The organism is Demequina sp. TMPB413, from assembly GCF_020447105.2.
In the GTDB taxonomy this organism is placed as follows: Bacteria; Actinomycetota; Actinomycetes; order Actinomycetales; family Demequinaceae; genus Demequina.
This window is the reverse complement of record NZ_CP096184.1, coordinates 1393022-1409352: the sequence shown is the minus strand read 5'-3', so window position 1 is coordinate 1409352 and position 16331 is coordinate 1393022. Positions and strand designations below refer to the sequence as shown.

The window sequence follows — 16331 nt, the reverse complement described above, 5'->3', positions numbered from 1 at the left end:
GGTCAACCACCACCCCCTGACAACCACCTACCAGGCACGATGGTCTGTGGACAAGCTCCATCACCCCGGCCTGGGCACGACACCGCCCACCCACCAAACCCACCCCGGCGTCGGCCCGGCAGGCACGCAAACGCAACCCAGCGTCGGCCCGGCAGGCACGAAACCCACCCCACCGTCGGCCCCGGACAGCGAAACCCGGTACGAATCGAGCCACCAGGCGACCGAACCCCCGCAAAAACGGTACGAATCAAGCCACCAGGGGGCAGAGCGTGTCCGGCGGCGGCTGGCTAGCTTTGCGTCGGAGAAACGGTCGAAGCCTCGGTAGTCGAGGACGGCTCGGGAACTCGAGCCTCGTCACTCGCGGTCACCAAGACGCCAGGAAGCGTCGGGAGGTCGCCCGCAGCGAAGCCGTCGGTGCGGACAGCCCTCGCGTAGGCGTCGAAGGCAGCGTTGAGGAGCCAGGCGGCATCGACTGGTGCGGCACTGTCGAGCTGCGCCGCATAGCGCAAGGCGAGATCGGTCTCGAGTGTGCGCTCGAGCGCGCGCCGCGCCTCGGGGTCGAGCAGGTCCACGTCGCGCAACTGGTAGAGCGGCGTCCTCGGGTCCTCCTCGAGAAAGACCGCAAAGGCGTCCGACCGCTCCTCGTGCAGCGCCGCCCTGTCGAGGGCATCCTCCCTGCGAGGACCGAACTCTTGAGCGGCCAGCGTCTCGTAGGCGAATCGTGCTTGGTCCTCAGCGATGGCGAGCTCGGTGAGCACGTCGTCAGATAGCCCCGTTGGCGCAACGCCCTCGCCCGCCCCTGGGGCGAACCCAGCGTCGATGTCGATCGTGCCGTCGGCGAGCGGAAACCACACGGGCGTGGCCTCGCTGGGCGAATCATCCGCTGGCTCGCCTTCGCGCGTGGGCGTGGGTTCGGGGGAGGCAGTTGCCGCCGCGGCGTCGGCCGCCGCTTCCGCCTCTCGCTGTTCCTCTTCTGACTTGCGCTCTGCCCACAACTCCCTCAACGCCCACTCCAGATCGATAGATCTGGCGAGGAAAGCGAGGTCGGCATCCGCCGTCGTCTCCGCGACGCCTGCGGCAGTGCGACGCGCGGCGCCAATCGTCTCGGCCAGCGTCGGCAACGGGGCGGGGGAGACCGTGGGCTCTGGCTCAGGGGACGGGCTCGCCGACGGGTAGGCGACGTAGACGCCCCCCAAGACGTCGAGGTGGGCCTCGGCTGCGGCGGCCGCGCCAGCGACGACGGGATCAGCGGCTGCGCCTTCGCGCGCGGCGGCGTCGGCGACGTCGGCCTCCGCCTGGGCGAGAGCGTCCCGCTCGAGTGTGACCGCATCGGGCGAAGGGAACACGGGAGGCTCGGTCTCCCAGCGCACGCCGCAGCCAGCCAGCAGTACGGCGATCGCCACCGCCGACGCTACCGCTAGAGCCCGCCGCGTCCTCGAGCCGCCGCCCTCTTCCAGACCCGCCATGCGGGTAGTCTCCCATGTGCCGCCGCGGGGCCGTAGAATCATGGGCGAGTACAAGTGAAGCAACGGAACGCGCGCGAGCGCGCAGGGAGGCAGCGTATGAAACTCGACGACCGCATTGCTGACCTGGCAGCGCCGGCCGCTGAGGCCGCTGGCCTCGTGGTGGACTCCGTCACGGTGAGCGCCGCTGGCAAACACACCAGGGTGCTCGTGACCGTCGACCTCCCTGAGGACGCCGTCGGCTCCGCTGACCTGGACACCGTCGCCGCGGCCTCGCGTGCCATCGGCGAGGCCCTCGATGAGGCCAACGTTCCGTCAGGCGCCTACCTCCTCGAGGTGTCGACCCCCGGCGTCGACCGCCCTCTCACGCTGCGCCGTCACTTCATGCGCGCGCGCACGCGGCTCGTCGCCCTCGACGTGCACACCGGCGACCCGATCTCGGGACGCCTCACCGATGTCACCGACACGGACTTGCTGCTGGACCGCGACGGGGAGCAGCTCACTGTGGCGCTCGCCGACGTCAAGCAGGGTCGCGTGCAGGTGGAGATGAAACGACTCGACTGAGGCCAACGGGCCCAGTGGACAGAACGGACGGAACACGACGTGGACATCGACATGATGACCCTCAAGGGACTCGAGAAGGAGCGCGACCTCAAGCTCGATGTCCTGATCGATGCGATCGAACAGGCACTCTTGAGCGCCTATCACAAGACGCCGGGGGCCTACGCGCACGCACGCGCGATCGTGGACCGCGAGACGGGCAAGGTGTCGATCCAGGCGCGCGAGGAGACAGAAGACGGACTGCTAGGGCCAGAGTTTGAGCACACGCCGCATGACTTCGGCAGGATCGCCACCGCAACGGCCAGGCAGGTCATCGTGCAGAGGCTTCGCCAGGCAGGGGACGACGCCGTTCTTGGCCAATACGCTGACAAAGAAGGCATGCTGGTCTCGGGTGTCATTCAGCAAAGCGCGGACCCGAGAAACGTGCACGTCGACGTCGGCGACGTCGAGGCCCTCCTGCCCGGCCACGAGCAGGTGCCAACGGAGACGTACGAGCACGGCCAGCGCATCCGCGGTTACGTTCTGACGGTGGCCCGTGGCGCGAAGGGCCCATCGATCACGCTGTCCCGCACGCACCCAGGACTGGTGCGCAAGCTCTTCGAGATGGAGGTGCCCGAGATTGCCGACGGCACCGTCGAGATCATGAGCCTTGCCAGGGAGGCAGGCCACCGCTCCAAGATGGCGGTGCGTGCCACCGTGCCAGGCGTCAACGCGAAGGGTTCCTGCATCGGTCCCATGGGCGCACGCGTGCGTGCCGTCATGAGCGAACTACGCGGGGAAAAGATCGACATCGTGGACTGGGACGATGACCCGGCCACGTTCGTCGGCAATGCCTTATCGCCTTCTCGCGTGGTGTCGGTGACCGTCGTCGACGCCGAGTCCCGCTCCGCCCGCGTGATCGTCCCCGACTACCACCTGTCCCTCGCGATCGGCAAGGAGGGGCAGAACGCGCGCCTCGCCGCGCGCCTCACCGGTTGGCGTATCGATATCCAGTCTGACGAAGCGCCGACGCAGCAGGGTGACCTGAACTGACCGAGCGCGCTAGACTAGGTGGGCCGAACGTCGAGCCTGAGTTCGACGCGCGCCCCGCAGGACATGTGCCTGTGCGAACGTGCGTCGGGTGTCGAAGGAAAGACGCGCGGTCGGTTCTAGTGCGAGTGGCGCTGACCGACGGCCGCTTAGTGGTCGACGAATCAGCAGTCGCGCCTGGCCGGGGAGCATGGCTCCATCCGGACAGAAGTTGCCTCTCACACGCGACACAGCGCCACGCATTTAGCCGCGCATTTCGCACGGCAGCAATTGATGCGTCGGGGCTCGTCGAGCATCCGGCGTTCCGCTAGACAGCGGACCGTAGCCCACCCATCGACCGGACAGGATGAAAGCCAATGGTCATCCAATGAGTACCCGTAAATGAGTACCCCGCAGTAACGATGGTTCGACCCTGTCTTGGTCGGACCGAGACAGGAGAATTGTGGCTAAGCCCCGCGTTCACGAGATCGCGAAGGAGCTCGGAGTACCGAGCAAAGACCTCATTGCCAAGCTGAACGAGCTCGGCGAATACGTCAAGGGACCTTCTTCGACCCTTGAAGCACCCGTCGTGCGCAAGGCCAAAGAGGCCTTCCCCGCATCGGCAGCACCAGCCAAGGCGGCCCCGGCAACCAAGCCCGCCGCCGCCAAGCCTGCCCCCAAGCCTGCTGCACCCAAGCCTGCTGCACCCGAGCCAGAGGCAGCACCAGAGCCTCAGGCCGCCGCGCCAGCACCGAGCGCGCCTTCTCAGGCCGCGCCCGAGGCGCCAGCAGCCCCAGCACAGTCTCAGGGCACTTCCGACGCTGCCCCCGCAGCGGATGCAAGCAAGAAGCCGTCAGCGCCGCTCCCGAGCGACATGCCGCGCCCGCGCCCGCGTCCAGGGGGGAACAACCCGTTCCAGGCTCGTCCTGGCGCTCCGCGTCCTCGGCCAGGCGGCAACAACCCGTTCCAGGCGGCACGTGCGGGAGCACCCCGTCCTCGCCCGGGCGGCGCCCCAGGCGGCGCACCCGCTGGCCGTCCAGGCGCACCAGCCGCAGGGGGCCGTCCGGCTCCAGGCGGTGCACGTCCCGGCGGCTTCGCGCCACGTCCAGGAGCCGCCCCAGGTGGCGCTCCTGGTGCGCAGCGACCAGGCTTCGGCGGACCTCCAGGTAGCCGTCCGGCTGCAGGCGGTCGCGGACGCGGCGGCGGCACAGCCGGTGCCTTTGGACGTCAAGGAGGCCGCCCAGCGCGCGGACGCAAGTCAAAGCGCGCGAAGCGGATGGAGTACGAGCAGCAGCAGGCTCCTTCGATCGGTGGCGTGCAGATCCCTCGTGGCGACGGCAACACCCCGCTGAAGTTGCGCCGCGGCGCGACGCTGAGCGACTTTGCCGACCGCATTGACGTCAACCCCGCCTCGCTCGTGACGGTGCTCTTCCACTTGGGAGAGATGGCCACCGCCACGCAGTCGCTCGACGAGGACACGTTCCAGGCTCTCGGTGAAGAACTCGGCTACAAGATCACGATTGTGTCGCCAGAAGAAGAGGACCGCGAACTTCTCGAGGACTTCGGCCTCGACCTTGAGGCAGAACTCGAGGCGGAGACCGATGAGGACCTCGAGGTGCGGCCCCCTGTCGTCACCGTCATGGGTCACGTCGACCACGGTAAGACCCGCCTGCTCGACTCGATCCGCAAGGCCGACGTCGTGTCGGGTGAGGCCGGCGGCATCACGCAGCACATCGGTGCCTACCAGGTTCACCGCGATCACGAGGGCGACACCCGGGCCATCACCTTTATCGACACCCCAGGTCACGAGGCGTTTACCGCCATGCGTGCGCGTGGTGCACAGGTGACCGACGTTGCCATTCTTGTGGTCGCGGCCGACGACGGCGTGATGCCGCAGACGGTGGAGGCCTTGAACCACGCACAGGCGGCCAACGTGCCGATCGTCGTGGCGATCAACAAGATCGACAAGGAAGGCGCGAACCCCGACAAGATTCGCCAGCAGCTCACTGAGTACAACTTGGTGGCAGAGGAATACGGCGGCGACACGATGTTCGTCGAGGTTTCCGCGACCCAAGGCAAGAACATCGAGGCGCTTCTCGATGCGGTGTTGCTGACGGCCGACGCTGGTCTTGACTTGCGTGCGAACCCGAACAAGGACGCGCGCGGTGTCGCAGTCGAGGCTCACCTCGACAAGGGCCGCGGCCCTGTGGCGACGGTGCTGGTCCAGTCCGGAACGCTGCGGGTGGGCGACGCGATTGTGGCCGGCACGGCTTACGGTCGCGTGCGTGCCATGTTCAACGAGCACGACGAGGCGGTGACGGAGGCTCTGCCTGCACGTCCCGTCATGGTCATCGGACTCACGTCGGTTCCCCGCGCAGGAGACACGTTCCTGGTGGCAGAAGACGACCGCACGGCACGCCAGATCGCTGAGAAGCGCGAAGCAGCCGAGCGCGCCGCTCAGTTGGCCAAGCGTCGCAAGCGCATCAGCCTCGAAGACTTCACGAAGGCCATCGAGGAAGGCAAGGTTGACACCCTCAACCTCATCATCAAGGGCGATGTGTCCGGTGCCGTCGAGGCACTCGAGGACGCGCTGCTCGCGATCGATGTGGGCGATTCCGTGGACCTGCGCGTCATCCACCGTGGTGTGGGTGCCGTCACGCAGAACGACGTCAACCTGGCCACCGTCGACAACGCCATCATCATCGGCTTCAATGTGCGTCCCGCCGAGCGGGTGCAGGAACTGGCCGATCGCGAAGGCGTCGACATGCGCTTCTACTCGGTCATCTACCGTGCCATCGAAGACGTCGAGGCGTCGCTCACCGGCATGCTGAAGCCCGAGTTCGAAGAGAAGCAGGTCGGCTCCGCCGAGATCATGGAGATCTTCCGTTCCTCGAAGTTCGGAAACATCGCAGGTTGTTTGGTGCGCTCGGGCGTCATCAAGCGCAACGCCAAGGCGCGCGTCGTGCGCGGCGGCAACGTGCTTGGCGAACCGACCATCGACACGCTGCGCCGGTTCAAGGACGACGCCACCGAGGTCAGGGACGGCTACGAGTGCGGTATTGGCCTCGGCAAGTTCAACGACATCCAGGTAGGCGACATGATTGAAACCTTCGAGATGGTGGAGATTCCGAGGTCCTGATGGCCGACTCACCCCGTGCACTTCGGCTCGCGGGCACGATCAAGAAGATCGTCGCCCGCGCGCTGGAGAACGAGATCAAGGACCCGCGCTTGGGGTTCGTCACCGTGACAGACGTGCGTGTCACCGGCGACCTGCAACAAGCGTCGGTGTTCTACACCGTCTATGGCGGCGAAGAGGAACGGGCCAATACGGCCGCCGCCCTCCAGTCGGCCAAGGGACGTCTGCGTTCGATGGTGGGAGGTGAGCTGGGCATCCGGCTCACCCCCTCCCTCGAGTTCCACCTCGACGCGGTGCCTGAGACAGCGGCGACGCTGGAGAAGGCTCTCCACGAGGCCGCGCTTCGGGATGCAGAACTCGCGAAGTTGCGCGAAGGCGCGGCCTACGCCGGAGAGGAAGACCCCTACCGTCATCCCTCCGACGAGGACGACCAGGAAGACTGACCCAAGTGGCCCGTCGAGTCGACGAGCCCACGCCGGGCCTGCTGCTGGTCGACAAGCCCGCAGGGTGGACCTCTCATGATGTGGTCGCGCGCGCTCGTCGCCTACTCGGCACCCGCAAGGTAGGGCACGCAGGCACGCTTGATCCGATGGCGACCGGCCTGCTCGTGTTGGGCGTCGGCCGCGCGACGCGCCTGCTCACCTACGTCACCGGCCACGACAAGTCGTATGCGGCGACCATTCGCCTCGGTCAGTCCACCATCACGGACGACGCCGAGGGCGAGGTCACGGCGACGACAGACGCTTCCCACGTGACGGCCGACGCCATTGCGGCGGCGGTCGCCGAGTTCACGGGCGACATTTCCCAAGTCCCCAGTTCGGTGAGCGCGATCAAGGTGAACGGGGAACGTTCCTATGCTCGCGTGCGCGCTGGCGAAGACGTGGCGCTGGCCGCCCGGCCGGTGACGGTCTCGCGATTCGAGGTGCTCGACGTGCGACGGGCGGACGGGTTTGTCGACGTCGACGCCGCGATCGACGTGTCGTCTGGAACCTACATCCGCGCGCTCGCCCGCGACGTTGGCGCCGCGCTGGGCGTCGGGGGGCACCTGACCGCGCTGCGCCGTACCAGCGTCGGCCGTTTTGCCGTGGCCTCCGCGCTGACGGTCGATGCGCTGGGTGAACTGGCCGACGCGGGCCGCCCGCTCCCGCTCATCCCTCTTGACGACGCGGCCAAGGCGGCCTTGCCTGCCATCGAGTTGAGCGCGGAAGAGGCGATCAATGTGGGGTACGGCCGACCGCTCAAAGAACGCAAGGGCGAACTGACCAAGCCCGCGCACGACGACGACTTCGCGCACGACGCCGTGGCCGTCGCGCCAGACGGCAGCGTCATCGCGATCGTGCGGCGAGTGCGCGGAGCTGCCAAGCCGGTGATGGTGTTCCGGCCGAGTGGTGGGGCGTCCTGATCTAGACCAGTGCCGCGATGGCCGCGAACAGCAGCACCGCGTAGGCAGGCCCTCCGATCGCCATACCAGCGGCGACGATCCACACGTGTCGTTGTATGCCAGCATGCCTCAGTTCGGCGGGAATCGTCGGGCGATTCATGAACCGGCCGGTGTGACCTTCCGCCATGGTGGCCTGGAGAAAGTCGGCCATGTCAACGTGTGCAGTGACGGTGAGCGGATCGTGGTGGCGCGTGTTGACGACCAGGCGGGACCACGTATCGCTCCTGTCCTTCTCCTTGATCGCTACTGGCGTCGTCACTCCCGAATGGCGGTCGACCCATCCGCCCACGGCCATCGCTGCGGCCGCCGTGCCGATGATTGAGAGGATGGCCCATGGTCCGGCCTTGTCGAGTGTCAAGACGAACAGCACGGTGAGCAGGGCGACCATCCACACGAGGACGGAGTAGACCCACAAGAAACGTCGATCCACGATCTTGAGGGGCTCGAAGAGCCCGTGGTACAGCACGTGCTCGCGGCCGCCTATCAGCATGATGTCTGGCGAGGCGGACGAGCTGGTGAAGACCGTTTCCATGGGTGGTTCCCCCTGCGAGTCTGCGGTGACCCTTCGTTTCTCTCACCACCGTAACCGAAAGCGCCGGCGCTGTCTGAGGTGGATGGACGGACGCGGAAGGAGCAGGCGGTGGTAGGCACGTGGGTTGGAGAGCCCCTGCTGTGCGGCAGAATGACCGGATGACCTCCGTGTGGCGTTCACTCGCCGATGTACCGCACGACCTTGGCCCGACGGTCGTGACCGTGGGCAATTTTGATGGCGTCCACTTGGGACATCAGGCTGTGTTGGCCGAGGTGGTCGCCGCAGCACGCGGGGCGAATGCCAAGGCAGTCGCCGTGACGTTTGATCCTCATCCCAAGGCCGTTCATGACCCGGATCACACTCCCGAGCTCATCACGGGGATCGAAGACCGGATTGAGCGGATGGCCGCCGCTGGCCTCGACGGGATCGTGGTCCAGCATTACACGCTTGATTTCGCGATGGCGACGCCAGAGCAGTTCGTCGCCGACTACTTGGTGGCAGGTCTCGGTGCCGTCGCGATCGTCGTGGGCCGCGATACCCGCTTCGGACGAGGCAATGCGGGGGACGTGGAGACGTTGCGCGACATGGGGGAGCGGCTGGGTATCTCCGTCGACATCGTGGGCGATGCAGCGGGTTCCACCGAGGGTGCGCGCCGGTGGTCCTCCACGTGGGTGCGCGAACTCTTGGAGGACGGCGACCTGCGCGGCGCCGCCGAGATCCTCGGCGCCCCTCACCGCTTGCGGGGCACCGTGGTGCACGGCGATAAGCGCGGGCGCCAGATCGGGTTTCCGACCGCCAATCTGGACGTGTACGCGGGCTACGTGCCACGCCACGGCGTCTATGCGGGTGTCCTGACCGTCACTGACCCGAAGGACAACGACGCTGCGAGGCAGTGGGTCGGGACGCCGCTTCCCGCCGCGATCAGCCTTGGCTTCAACTACACCGTCGACAGCGACGGACTGCGCATCGAGGCGCACGTGATCGACCGGAACGACCTCGATCTCTATGGAGCCCAGGTGGCTCTGGACCTCATCGAATGGCGTCGGCCGATGCTGGACTTTGGATCTATGAACGGCCTGATAGATGCGCTAAGAGAAGATGTCGTGTGGTGTCGCGGCGTGTTAAACCTGCGTTAACTCAAGGCACCGGCCTTGAGTCACGGGCTACTCTTCCAGGATGGACAGCAGCCAGGGAACCAGCCAGCACTACGAACCACTGGTGGTTCTTGCGGGGGTCAATAAGCACTTCGGCGAACTTCACGTGCTCAAGGACATCAACCTGACGGTGGGATCCGGCGAGGTCGTGGTGGTGATCGGTCCGTCTGGTTCCGGCAAGTCGACTCTGTGCCGCGCAATCAACCGGCTCGAGACGATCGACAACGGCACCATTCAGATTGATGGCACCGATCTGCCGGCCGAGGGCAGGCCGCTCGCGCGCCTGCGCGCCGACGTCGGCATGGTTTTCCAGTCCTTCAACCTTTTCGCTCACATGACGGTGCTTGAAAACGTCATGCTCGGGCCGCTCAAGGTACGAAAGATGCCCAAGGCAGAAGCGAAGGATTTCGCCATGCAGCTGTTGACCCGCGTGGGTGTCGAGAGCCAGGCGGACAAACACCCGGCCCAACTCTCGGGCGGGCAGCAGCAACGCGTCGCCATCGCGAGGGCGCTCGCGATGAAGCCAAAGGTGATGCTGTTCGACGAGCCGACGTCGGCACTCGACCCCGAGATGATCAACGAAGTCCTTGACGTCATGACCGACCTGGCGTCGGAAGGCATGACGATGATCGTGGTCACCCACGAAATGGGATTCGCGCGCAGAGCAGCCGACCGCGTCGTCTTCATGGACGCGGGAGTGATTGTCGAAGAGGCGACTCCGGAGGAGTTCTTCACCAACCCCCAGTCCGACAGGGCAAAGGACTTCCTGTCCAAGATTTTGACGCATTAGCCAACCCCAGGGCCAAGAGATTCTTGGCCAGGCGAGAGGATAAGAAATGAAGAATCTGAAGTGGGCGGCGCTCGGCGCCGTCGCAGCAATCGCGCTGACTGCCTGTGGCGGCAGCGACGAGCCCGCAGACACCACCGACGCCATGACCGACGCCACCGACGCCGCGATGGCAGAGTTCCCAGAGGGCTCCACCATGGCGGCGCTCGCCGACGCTGGCACCATCACCGTCGGCACCAAGTTCGACCAGCCGTTGTTCGGCTTGCTAGCCCCGAGCGGCACGCCGGAAGGCTTCGACGTCGAGATCGCCAAGATGATCGCCAGCGAACTCGGCATCGACGAAGGCGACATCGAGTGGGTCGAGACCGTTTCGGCTAACCGCGAGCCCTTCATCGAGTCTGGTCAGGTCGACATGGTGGTGGCTACCTACACGATCAACGACAAGCGCAAAGAGATCGTCTCGTTTGCCGGACCGTACTACAACGCCGGTCAGGCGCTGATGACGCTGTCGTCCACTGATGACATCACGTCGCCGGATGACCTCGCTGGAAAGAACGTCTGTTCAGTCGAGGGCTCCACGCCCGCCGCGAACATCTCCGAGAACTACCCTGAGGCGAACCTGGTGCTCTACGGCGCCTACACGGATTGCCTCGAGCCGCTGCGAAACGGCGAAGTGGACGTCGTGACGACCGACAACGTGATCCTCGCTGGCTACGTGGCCGAGTCGAACGGCGAGTTCAAGGTCGTCGGTGAGCCGTTCACGGAGGAGCCGTATGGCATCGGCGTCGCGCTGGAGGACACCGAGTTCCGCATGTGGATCAACGATGTGCTCGAGGAGGCCTTTGAGGACGGCCGCTGGCTGACCGCGTGGCAGGACACCGCAGGAACGGTCCTTCCTGACCCCGCCGTTCCCACCGTTGACCGCTACTAGGATTCCGATCACTCTCTGAGCGCGAGGCGCCCCGGCCAAGGCCGGGGCGCCTCCGCCCAGTACGACCTCACCGAAACGGAGCGAGCACACGATGGGTGCCCTCGTCGAGAATGCCGACCTGCTGTGGCAGGGCTTCACGGCGACCCTGCTGATCTCCGTGGTCGCGGGCGTCTTGGCCTTCGTGTGGGGCGTCGTGCTCGCGGGATTCAGGGTCTCGCCCATCGGCCCACTGCGCACCTTTGGCGCCGCCTACGTCAATATCGTGCGCAACTCTCCCTTGACGCTGATGTTCCTCTTCCTTGGAGGCGCGACGTCTGCGCTCGTGGGCATCGTCATTCCCGTTTCCAAAAACACCTACTTTGGCGTCACCGTCAACAACGGCATCATCTTCGCCATCGTCGCGCTCACCCTCTACACCGCTACCTTTGTGTGCGAAGTGGTGCGCTCTGGCGTCAACTCTGTCAGCGTCGGCCAGGCCGAAGCCGGACGCAGTCTGGGACTGACGTTCGGGCAGACGCTTGCGCAAGTGATCTTGCCTCAAGCGTTCCGGTCCGTGATCCCGCCGCTCATCAACGTGTTCGTCGCGCACATCAAGAACAGTTCCGTTGCGGCAGGCTTCGCCGCGACAGAGCTCGTCGCCGTCGCGAACCGTCTGTCCAACGCGAATCCCAGTGACGTGTTCGGAATCTTCATGGGCATCGGGCTGGCCTACCTCGTCATCACGGTGCCGCTGTCGATAGCGGCCGAACAACTGGAGAAGAAAGTGGCGGTGGCCCGATGAGCGCGCCGCGTCAAGTCTTGTACGACGTCCCAGGGCCCAAGGCGATCCTGAGGGACAAGGTGTTCACGGCCGTCTTCACAGTGGTCATGGTCGGGCTCCTCGCGCTGCTCGTCTACTCGGCCTACACACGCGGCATCTTCGACGACCGCTGGCAGGTCTTGTGGGACCCGCAAAAGGGAAGTCAGAACGCGGGGGATGTGTGGCACGCGTTGCTGGTGCGAGGCCTTCTCGAGGGAACACTCAAGGCCGTCGTCATCGCCGTGCCGATCGTCGCCCTCACCGCGACGGTCCTCGTGATCGCGCGGGCTTCTGGCAACGCGATCATGCGAGCGCTCGCGTATCTGTTCACCCACGTCTTCCGCGGGATTCCCGTGCTGCTCACTATGTACTTCGGTGTGCTCGCGCTGGGGCTGTCGCCGCTCGTATCCGTGGTGTTGGGACTCGTGGTGTACAACACGGCGGTCGTGGCCGAAATCCTGCGCGCCGGCATCGCGGCGCTGCCACGTGGCCAGCGGGAGGCGGGACTGAGCCTTGGGCTGCGACCCCTGTCGGTGCTACTCAGGATTCAGTTGCCGCAAGCCGTGCGCATCATGCTCCCTGCGCTCGTGAGCCAGATCGTGGTGCTGCTCAAGGACACGTCCCTTGGATTCATCATCGCGTACTCCGAACTACTCACCGTCACCAAGAACAACTACAACTACTTTGGGGAGCCGACCACCGTCGTGTTCGTGGCGGTCGCGTTCGTCATCTACATCGCCGTCAACATGCTGGTGAGCCGTCTCGCGCACTGGCTGGAGGGCCGTCTCAGCCGCACGCGCACGTCGGCTGGGGTTGGCGATGTGCCGGTGGCGCCGCCAGGGGGAGTGATGGCGGCGGGGGCGGGAGCGAACACGCGCGCTTAGGGAACGCCGACGTAAGTGGCCCGTGGCAACGGCGGGTATCGAGCCGCGACGCTGCGCGCCCGGCCATTGCCAGCGTCGGCGCGGGCCCGCGACACGTATGTGGCGCTGAGCGACGAAGCGGCACGTCGCGTTGCTCCGCTCCTTCCGCTATGCTTGACCGTCGCCGTAGAACGGCCGCGGATATCACTGCTCCAGAGAACAAGCCTGGGTGCGCCGCGCAACGATGTGTGAAAAGGAGAGCCTGTGCCACTCGATGCAGCTACCAAGAAGTCCATCATGACCGAGTACGCCACGTCCGAGGGCGACACGGGTTCGCCTGAGGTTCAGATCGCGATGCTGACGCAGCGCATCCTTGACCTCACCGAGCACCTCAAGGAGCACAAGCACGACCACCACTCGCGTCGTGGACTGCTCCTGCTGGTCGGCCAGCGTCGTCGCCTGCTTGGCTACCTTCAGAAAGTCGACATCGAGCGTTACCGCTCGTTGATTGAGCGCCTCGGCCTGCGTCGCTAGTCCTTCACTGGACCGACGCGCCAAGCCGCGCTCAGGCCCGGTAGCTCGCCCTTTGGGGCTGAGCGACCGGGCCTTTCACTTTGTTGGCGTATCCCGGGTTGCGTCGCACCCGCCCGGCGCGAACAGTTCTGACCGTCGGCGCGGGCGACACGCTGGAGGTAGGTCCACGTGTCCGCGTGTCGGAGCCTCGAGCGGTCAGAAGTGTTCTCCACGAGTTCGGGGCACGCAGCTCGCAGCTGCCCGCCCCTCCCGACAGTGCGAACCGTTCTTTCGTTCGACACGCCGGTGGGGACGCCCGACGCGCGGAGTGCTGCGGAGTGTTGGAGGCGGGTGCGGTTCGCACTGTCTGGAAAGTGACCCGGCCGTCCCGCGCATGGGAGCTCCCCGCTGCGGTGTCGAGCCGCTCGCTCGCACGGTACGGATTGAGCCACTAACCGTGGAAACCGGTGCTAGGCGGTACGGATTAGGCCACTTGTCGTTGATGCCGGTGCTGAGCGGTACGGATTGAGCCATTTGCGGTTGAAGTCGGTGCTGAGCGGTACGGATTGAGCCACTAACCGTGGAAACCGGTGCTGAGCGGTACGGATTGAGCCACTAACCGTGGAAACCGGCGCTGAGCGGTACATATCAAGCCATTTGTGGGGGGAGCAGGGGTGCGCTAAGAGGCCCTCTGCTAGTCTGGAAGCACTCGCAAGAGCGAGTTCAACCTGCATACCGAGCGGGTTGGCCGGACGCTGGTCCTCGGTGGAGATTCTCAGAACCCCCCTCAACTGTTCTGAGCATGTCGACTGACGATCAGCCGGGGCTCCCGAAAAGCCCAGTTCTGCCTGCTCGCTCCCTCATTACAAGGAGCGTGAGACCTTAATGGAAGGTCCCGAAATCCAATCTGCCGAAGCCGTCATCGACAACGGCAAGTACGGCACCCGCACCGTCCGTTTCGAAACCGGCCGTCTGGCCCAGCAAGCTGCTGGCACCGTCGCCGCCTACCTCGACAACGACACGATGCTGCTGTCGGCCACCACGGCCGGCAAGCACCCGCGCGAAGGCTTCGACTTCTTCCCCCTCACGGTGGACGTGGAAGAGCGTTCGTACGCGGCCGGCAAGATCCCCGGTTCGTTCTTCCGTCGCGAGGGTCGCCCCTCGACCGACGCGATCCTGACGTGCCGCCTGATCGATCGTCCGCTGCGCCCCACCTTTGTGTCGGGCCTGCGCAACGAGGTTCAGGTGGTCATCACCGTCCTCGCGATCAACCCTGAAGACTCGTACGACACGCTGGCGATCAACGCGGCCTCCGCGTCGACTCAACTGTCGGGACTGCCCTTCACCGGCCCGATCGCAGGCGTGCGTATCGCGCTCGTAGACGGCCAGTGGATCGCCTTCCCCAAGTACTCGCAGAAGGAGCGCGCCGTCTTCGACATGGTCGTTGCCGGACGCATCGCTGGTGACGACGTCGCCATCATGATGGTCGAGGCTGAGGCCACCGACGACTCCTTCAACCTCATCTCAGAGGGTGCCCAGGCGCCCACCGAGGCAGTGGTTGCCGAGGGTCTTGAGGCCGCCAAGCCGTTCCTGCGCGCGCTGTGCGAGGCGCAGATCGAACTCGCTGGCAAGTCCGCCAAGGAGCCCAAGGAGTTCCCCCGCTTCCTCGACTACCAGGACGACGCGCTTGCGGCTGTTGCCGACGCCGCCGAGGCCGACATCGTCGAGGCGCTGCGTATTGCGGACAAGCAAGACCGCGAGAACCGACTCGATGAGATCAAGGCGGCCACTCACGGTCGTCTGGTGGAGCAGCTTCCTGGCCGCGAGGCCGAGATCTCTGCTGCGATCCGCTCGATCACCAAGAAGCAGGTCCGTCAGCGCATCCTGAGGGATGGCGTCCGCATTGACGGTCGTGGGCTGGAAGACATCCGTCCGCTGTCCGCCGAGGTCGCCTCGATCCCGCGCGTGCACGGCTCGGCCATCTTCGAGCGCGGCGAGACCCAGATCCTGGGTGTCACCACGCTCAACATGCTCAAGATGGAGCAGCAGATCGACTCCTTTAACCCGGAGAAGAAGAAGCGCTACATGCACCACTACAACTTCCCGCCGTTCTCGACGGGCGAGACGGGTCGTGTGGGTTCCCCCAAGCGTCGCGAGATCGGTCACGGTGCGCTCGCCGAGCGTGCCCTGGTGCCCGTGCTCCCGAGCCGCGAGGACTTCCCCTACGCCATCCGCCAGGTGTCTGAGGCGCTCGGATCTAACGGCTCGACGTCTATGGGTTCCGTGTGTGCCTCGACCCTGTCGATGCTCAACGCTGGTGTGCCGCTGCGCGCACCCGTTGCGGGTATTGCCATGGGTCTCGTGTCCGACACCGTTGACGGAGAGACCCGCTACGCGGCGCTCACCGACATCCTCGGTGCGGAAGACGCCTTCGGCGACATGGACTTCAAGGTCGCCGGTACGTCGGAGTTCGTCACCGCAATCCAGCTGGACACCAAGCTCGACGGCATCCCTGCCTCCGTGCTTGCTGGCGCTCTCGACCAGGCCAAGGCTGCTCGCCTGCACATCCTCGACGTGATGGCTCAGGCCATCTCGGAGCCCGATGAGATGAGCGAGTTCGCCCCACGCATCATCACGGTGCGCGTGCCCGTCGACAAGATCGGTGAGGTCATTGGCCCGAAGGGCAAGATGATCAACCAGATCCAAGACGACACCGGTGCGGACATCTCGATCGAGGACGACGGCACCGTGTTCATCGGCGCCGTCGACGGTCCTTCGGCAGAGGCCGCGCGCGCGGCGATCAACGCGATCGCCAACCCCCACATGCCAGAGGTGGGCGAGCGCTTTGTCGGCACCGTCGTCAAGACGGTCGCCTTCGGTGCCTTCGTGTCCCTCAGCCCAGGCAAGGACGGACTGCTGCACATCTCGCAGATCCGCAAGCTCGTGGGTGGCAAGCGTGTGGAGAACGTTGAGGACGTCCTGTCGGTTGGCCAGAAGGTCCAGGTCCAGATCGGCGAGATCGACCCCCGCGGCAAGCTGTCGCTCGAGGTCGTCGAAGACGCCAACGCCTCGTCAGACAACGACGAGTCGGGCGACGACGAGTAGCAGTCACCAGCGTCGGCAACGACGCGTCACAGACTGAA

The 16331-nt window shown here is 65.6% G+C and carries 15 protein-coding genes; 13 read left to right on the top strand and 2 right to left on the bottom strand.

What is annotated here, in order from left to right; genetic code table 11:
• Positions 1–287: 287 nt before the first annotated feature.
• The gene (locus tag LGT36_RS06820) at positions 288–1466 is read right to left on the bottom strand and encodes a hypothetical protein (RefSeq protein WP_226264368.1); all 1179 of its coding nucleotides are present in this window, start codon (positions 1464–1466) and stop codon (positions 288–290) included.
• Between the two features lie 96 nt (positions 1467–1562).
• Between LGT36_RS06820 and rimP the strand changes: the two genes are divergently transcribed.
• From rimP to truB, 6 genes are all read left to right on the top strand, one after another.
• Complete coding sequence (rimP, locus tag LGT36_RS06815) at positions 1563–2027, top strand: ribosome maturation factor RimP (protein WP_226095438.1); 465 nt, start codon at positions 1563–1565, stop codon at positions 2025–2027.
• Between the two features lie 39 nt (positions 2028–2066).
• A complete protein-coding gene (gene nusA, locus LGT36_RS06810) occupies positions 2067–3056 on the top strand; it encodes a transcription termination factor NusA (protein WP_226095439.1) in 990 nt (329 codons plus the stop codon).
• 65 nt (positions 3057–3121) lie between these two features.
• Entirely contained in the window at positions 3122–3364 is a 243-nt protein-coding gene (locus tag LGT36_RS06805) for a YlxR family protein (RefSeq protein WP_370634263.1), read from the top strand.
• A gap of 131 nt (positions 3365–3495) precedes the next feature.
• On the top strand, positions 3496–6171 hold the full coding sequence (infB, locus tag LGT36_RS06800; protein WP_226095441.1) for a translation initiation factor IF-2: 2676 nt from the start codon (positions 3496–3498) through the stop codon (positions 6169–6171).
• Positions 6171–6611 carry a 30S ribosome-binding factor RbfA gene (gene rbfA, locus LGT36_RS06795; RefSeq protein ID WP_226095442.1) on the top strand — a complete coding sequence of 147 codons (441 nt, stop codon included), beginning with the start codon at positions 6171–6173 and terminating at the stop codon, positions 6609–6611. Before infB ends, rbfA begins: the two co-directional genes overlap by 1 nt.
• A 5-nt stretch (positions 6612–6616) precedes the next feature.
• The gene (gene truB, locus LGT36_RS06790) at positions 6617–7570 is read left to right on the top strand and encodes a tRNA pseudouridine(55) synthase TruB (RefSeq protein WP_226095443.1); all 954 of its coding nucleotides are present in this window, start codon (positions 6617–6619) and stop codon (positions 7568–7570) included.
• A gap of 1 nt (position 7571) precedes the next feature.
• On the opposite strand, the gene LGT36_RS06785 is transcribed toward truB, so the two are convergent.
• On the bottom strand, positions 7572–8141 hold the full coding sequence (locus tag LGT36_RS06785; protein WP_226095444.1) for a hypothetical protein: 570 nt from the start codon (positions 8139–8141) through the stop codon (positions 7572–7574).
• A 158-nt stretch (positions 8142–8299) separates the two neighbouring features.
• Between LGT36_RS06785 and LGT36_RS06780 the strand changes: the two genes are divergently transcribed.
• The 7 genes from LGT36_RS06780 (at position 8300) to LGT36_RS06750 (ending at position 16293) form a co-directional block, all read left to right on the top strand.
• Positions 8300–9277: a bifunctional riboflavin kinase/FAD synthetase gene (locus LGT36_RS06780; protein WP_226095445.1), complete on the top strand. Its 978-nt coding sequence runs from the start codon at positions 8300–8302 to the stop codon at positions 9275–9277.
• Between the two features lie 40 nt (positions 9278–9317).
• Positions 9318–10085 (top strand): amino acid ABC transporter ATP-binding protein, encoded by a 768-nt coding sequence (locus LGT36_RS06775; protein WP_370634262.1) that lies wholly within the window; start codon positions 9318–9320, stop codon positions 10083–10085.
• A 46-nt stretch (positions 10086–10131) separates the two neighbouring features.
• Positions 10132–11013, top strand: a complete 882-nt coding sequence (locus LGT36_RS06770) for a glutamate ABC transporter substrate-binding protein (RefSeq protein ID WP_226095446.1) — start codon at positions 10132–10134, stop codon at positions 11011–11013.
• 91 nt (positions 11014–11104) lie between these two features.
• Entirely contained in the window at positions 11105–11794 is a 690-nt protein-coding gene (locus tag LGT36_RS06765; RefSeq protein WP_248642188.1) for an amino acid ABC transporter permease, read from the top strand.
• Entirely contained in the window at positions 11791–12696 is a 906-nt protein-coding gene (locus tag LGT36_RS06760; RefSeq protein ID WP_226095199.1) for an amino acid ABC transporter permease, read from the top strand. The genes LGT36_RS06765 and LGT36_RS06760 overlap by 4 nt, the downstream gene beginning before the upstream one ends.
• A gap of 243 nt (positions 12697–12939) precedes the next feature.
• Complete coding sequence (gene rpsO / locus LGT36_RS06755) at positions 12940–13209, top strand: 30S ribosomal protein S15 (protein ID WP_226095200.1); 270 nt, start codon at positions 12940–12942, stop codon at positions 13207–13209.
• 864 nt (positions 13210–14073) lie between these two features.
• On the top strand, positions 14074–16293 hold the full coding sequence (locus LGT36_RS06750) for a polyribonucleotide nucleotidyltransferase (RefSeq protein WP_226095201.1): 2220 nt from the start codon (positions 14074–14076) through the stop codon (positions 16291–16293).
• The last annotated feature ends 38 nt before the right edge of the window (positions 16294–16331 follow it).

Excerpts from the sequence above, each read along its gene's own strand:
- LGT36_RS06760 (WP_226095199.1), top strand. The coding sequence starts at position 11,791 with ATGAGCGCGCCGCGTCAAGTCTTGTACGACGTCCCAGGGCCCAAGGCG.
- LGT36_RS06780 (WP_226095445.1), top strand. The coding sequence starts at position 8,300 with ATGACCTCCGTGTGGCGTTCACTCGCCGATGTACCGCACGACCTTGGC.
- rbfA (WP_226095442.1), top strand. The coding sequence starts at position 6,171 with ATGGCCGACTCACCCCGTGCACTTCGGCTCGCGGGCACGATCAAGAAG.
- LGT36_RS06770 (WP_226095446.1), top strand. The coding sequence starts at position 10,132 with ATGAAGAATCTGAAGTGGGCGGCGCTCGGCGCCGTCGCAGCAATCGCG.
- LGT36_RS06765 (WP_248642188.1), top strand. The coding sequence starts at position 11,105 with ATGGGTGCCCTCGTCGAGAATGCCGACCTGCTGTGGCAGGGCTTCACG.
- rimP (WP_226095438.1), top strand. The coding sequence starts at position 1,563 with ATGAAACTCGACGACCGCATTGCTGACCTGGCAGCGCCGGCCGCTGAG.
- LGT36_RS06750 (WP_226095201.1), top strand. The coding sequence starts at position 14,074 with ATGGAAGGTCCCGAAATCCAATCTGCCGAAGCCGTCATCGACAACGGC.
- LGT36_RS06785 (WP_226095444.1), bottom strand. The coding sequence starts at position 8,141 with ATGGAAACGGTCTTCACCAGCTCGTCCGCCTCGCCAGACATCATGCTG.
- LGT36_RS06820 (WP_226264368.1), bottom strand. The coding sequence starts at position 1,466 with ATGGCGGGTCTGGAAGAGGGCGGCGGCTCGAGGACGCGGCGGGCTCTA.
- LGT36_RS06775 (WP_370634262.1), top strand. The coding sequence starts at position 9,318 with ATGGACAGCAGCCAGGGAACCAGCCAGCACTACGAACCACTGGTGGTT.